Source organism: Amycolatopsis sp. NPDC104863 (genome assembly GCF_055582965.1).
Window position 1 is genome coordinate 1 of record NZ_JBVJOW010000015.1, and the last position, 2,963, is coordinate 2,963.

Below are 2,963 nucleotides of genomic sequence, written 5' to 3' on the forward strand. Positions count from 1 at the left end.
GCGAGGTAGGGCGAAGCGTTGATGCTGATGAAGCCCGCGACCAGGTGCCCGGCCGCCAGCGCCGCGGCGAGTGCCAGGACTCCGGTGAACGCGGCCGCGAAGAACCGGAGGCGGGCACGTGGCGGCTGTGACGGAGCTTCCGGGATCTCGAGCTCGGTGGCGGTCATACCGGTAGTTCGACGCGGCCCGCCGGAAGTATTGGTCCGGCCCGGTTATCCACTGAAAGAGTGATCCGTGCGAGCACAAGAATTCTTCGGCACTCACGGGCAGGTGATGACCTGGCCGGCGTAGGTCAGCCCGGCGCCGAACCCGAACAGCAGCACCGGCGCGCCCGCCGGGATCTCCCGGCGCTCGACGAGCTTCGACAGCGCCAGCGGGACGCTCGCGGCCGAGGTGTTTCCGGACTCCGCGACGTCCGTCGCGACCACCGCGCCGGTCGCCCCGATCTTGCGGGCCAGCGCGGTGATGATGCGGACGTTGGCCTGGTGGGTGACCACACCGCCCAGCGCGGCTGGGTCGACGCCGGCGCGGCGGCAGGCCTCGCGGGCGATCGGGGCCAGTGCGGTGGTGGCCCACCGGAACACCGCCTGCCCCTCCTGCCGGAACACCGCGGGCAGCGCACCGGGCCCCGCCGCTTCGAGCGTGATGCAGTGCCCTTGGGCCGGGTCCGAGCCCCACACCACCGGCCCGATGCCGGCCGAAGCCCGCTCGACGACGGCGGCGCCCGCGGCGTCACCGAAGATCACACACGTCGACCGGTCGGTCCAGTCGAGGAAGTCGCTCATCTTGTCGGCGCCGACCACGATCGCCCGGGTCGCGGCGCCCGCCCGGACGGCGTGGTCGGCCGCGGCCAGCGCGTAGGAGAAGCCCGAGCACGCCGCGTTGAGGTCGAACGCCCCGGGCGCGGTGATCCCCAGCCGCTCGGCGACCCGGCAGGCGAGGTTGGGCATCCGGTCGAACGCGGTGCACGTGGCGACGATCACCAGGTCGACGTCGGCGGCACCGTAACCGGACCGCCGCAGAGCGGCGCCCGCGGCGGCCGTCGCCATGTCGGCGACCGAGTCACCCGGGGCCGCGACCCGACGGGTGCGCACACCCACCCGCTCGCGGATCCACGCGTCCGACGTTCCCAGCCGGTCCGCCAGCTCCTCGTTCGTCACCGTCCGGCTCGGCTGGTAGTGCCCGAACGAGACCACTTTCGAGCCCGCCATCGTTTCTCCTCATCGGTTCCCCTCCCGTTCGGACCGGACGGCGTCCCGGCTTGCCCGATCCATTGTGGACAGCCCCGGCGCGCTCCTCCGTGTGGGTGACCAGCAGGTTTTCTCCGCGCCGCACCAATCCGCACGGGCCGGCCGGGACGAACTCCTGGTGACCGCCGCCGACCGCGGCACGTGACTCGGCGCCCGCCGGGAAGGACAGGTGCCATGACCGCCCGCGCAGTCGCGTTCCACACCGCCGCCGAACCGGCGCCGGAACCGGTGAGCACACCGGAACAGCTGCTCGCCCGCTCCGCGCTCGGGGACGAGCAGGCCTTCGCCGCGCTTTACGACCACCTGGCCGGGCCGATCTTCGGCACCGTGTTCCAGGTGCTGCGCTCCCGGGCGTATGCGGAAGAGGTCACCCAGGAGGTCCTGCTCGAGATCTGGCGCAAGGCGGCGGCGTTCGACGCCACGCGCGGCCGGGTGCGGACCTGGGCGCTGACCATCGCGCACCGGCGGGCGATCGACCGGGTCCGCTCCGAGCAGGCGGGCGTCGACCGGGAAGAGCGGGCCGACCGGCTGGACCTGCGCCGCCCCTACGACGACGTCACCGAGGCGACGCTGGACCACCTCGACCGGGTGCAGGTCCGCGCCGCCCTGGCGGTCCTGACCGACCTCCAGCGGGAGTCGATCCTGCTCGCCTACTTCCGGGGTTACACCTGCCGGGAGGTTTCCGAAGAACTCGGTGTCGCGGTCGGCACCGTCAAGACCCGCATGCGGGACGGGCTCGTCCGCCTGCGCGACGCTTTTGGAGTGCACCGATGACCACCGCCGACGCCCACCTCCTCGCCGGCGCCTACGCCCTCGACGCGGTCGACGACCTCGAACGCGCCGCTTTCACCCGGCACCTGAGCGAATGCCCGGCGTGCGCGGGCGAGGTCGCCGAGCTCCGGGCCACCGCCGCCCTGCTGGGCGCCGCCACAGCAGTCCTTCCCGGCCCGGGCCTGCGCGGGCAGGTGCTCGCCGAGATCGCCCAGACGCGCCAGCTGCCGCCCCGCGTCACCCCCGAGCCGGCCGTCCCGGTCCGACGCGCCCCGTGGCGCAAGCGCGCGCTGATCGTGGTGGCGTCGGTCGCCGCCGCGGCGGCGGTGCTCGCCGGCGGCATCAGCATCGGGCTGGACCAGTCGGTCTCCGGCCGTCCGGTGCCGGTGGCCGAGGGCGGCGCGGTGACCTCCGCGTCCGACGCGACCACCGTGCGCACGGCCGCGGTCGGCGGCGGCTCGGTCTCCGCCACCGCCTCCCGGCAGCTCGGCCGGGTCTTCGTCGCCGCGCAGGCGCTGCCGCGGCTGGACGCCGGCCACGCCTACGAAGTGTGGCTGACCGGTTCGGGCGCGCCGCGCTCGGCGGGACTGATCGCCCCCGCGGGCACCGTCGAGGTCGCGCTCCCCGCCGGCGCCGACGGTGTGTCGGTGACCGTCGAGCCCGCCACCGGGTCGCTGCAGCCCACCACCCCGTCGGTGGCGGACCTCGCCGTGGGCTGACCGCGCTCGACGCCGCAAACCCGATCGGGGAACTCACCCATCCGCGGCGGGCACAGCCCCGAAAGGGGACTGTCCACGAAGGATCCATCCCCCGGGCGCCGGCTGGCTCGGGTGTCGCCCGTCGCACCCGCGCGGGCGGGGAGGAGCTCATCCGTGTTTGGCAAGCGTTATGCCGCTTCGATGATCAACCGGAGCGCCGAAAACGACCAGGACCGCCGCCGTT

Annotated in this window: 3 protein-coding genes; 2 read left to right on the plus strand and 1 reads right to left on the minus strand. The window is 74.1% G+C overall.

Annotation, left to right across the window (positions count from 1 at the left end):
* Window positions 1-260 precede the first annotated feature (260 nt).
* Complete coding sequence (locus tag ACZ63J_RS47035) at window positions 261-1,211, minus strand: beta-ketoacyl-ACP synthase III (RefSeq protein WP_465409011.1); 951 nt, start codon at window positions 1,209-1,211, stop codon at window positions 261-263.
* Window positions 1,212-1,424: 213 nt separating this feature from the next.
* Between ACZ63J_RS47035 and sigK the strand changes: the two genes are divergently transcribed.
* On the plus strand, window positions 1,425-2,024 hold the full coding sequence (sigK, locus tag ACZ63J_RS47040) for an ECF RNA polymerase sigma factor SigK (protein WP_465409009.1): 600 nt from the start codon (window positions 1,425-1,427) through the stop codon (window positions 2,022-2,024).
* Window positions 2,021-2,740 carry an anti-sigma factor gene (locus ACZ63J_RS47045; RefSeq protein WP_465409007.1) on the plus strand — a complete coding sequence of 240 codons (720 nt, stop codon included), beginning with the start codon at window positions 2,021-2,023 and terminating at the stop codon, window positions 2,738-2,740. The genes sigK and ACZ63J_RS47045 overlap by 4 nt, the downstream gene beginning before the upstream one ends.
* Window positions 2,741-2,963: the final 223 nt, after the last annotated feature.

Excerpts from the sequence above, each read along its gene's own strand:
- sigK (WP_465409009.1), top strand. The coding sequence starts at position 1,425 with ATGACCGCCCGCGCAGTCGCGTTCCACACCGCCGCCGAACCGGCGCCG.
- ACZ63J_RS47045 (WP_465409007.1), top strand. The coding sequence starts at position 2,021 with ATGACCACCGCCGACGCCCACCTCCTCGCCGGCGCCTACGCCCTCGAC.
- ACZ63J_RS47035 (WP_465409011.1), bottom strand. The coding sequence starts at position 1,211 with ATGGCGGGCTCGAAAGTGGTCTCGTTCGGGCACTACCAGCCGAGCCGG.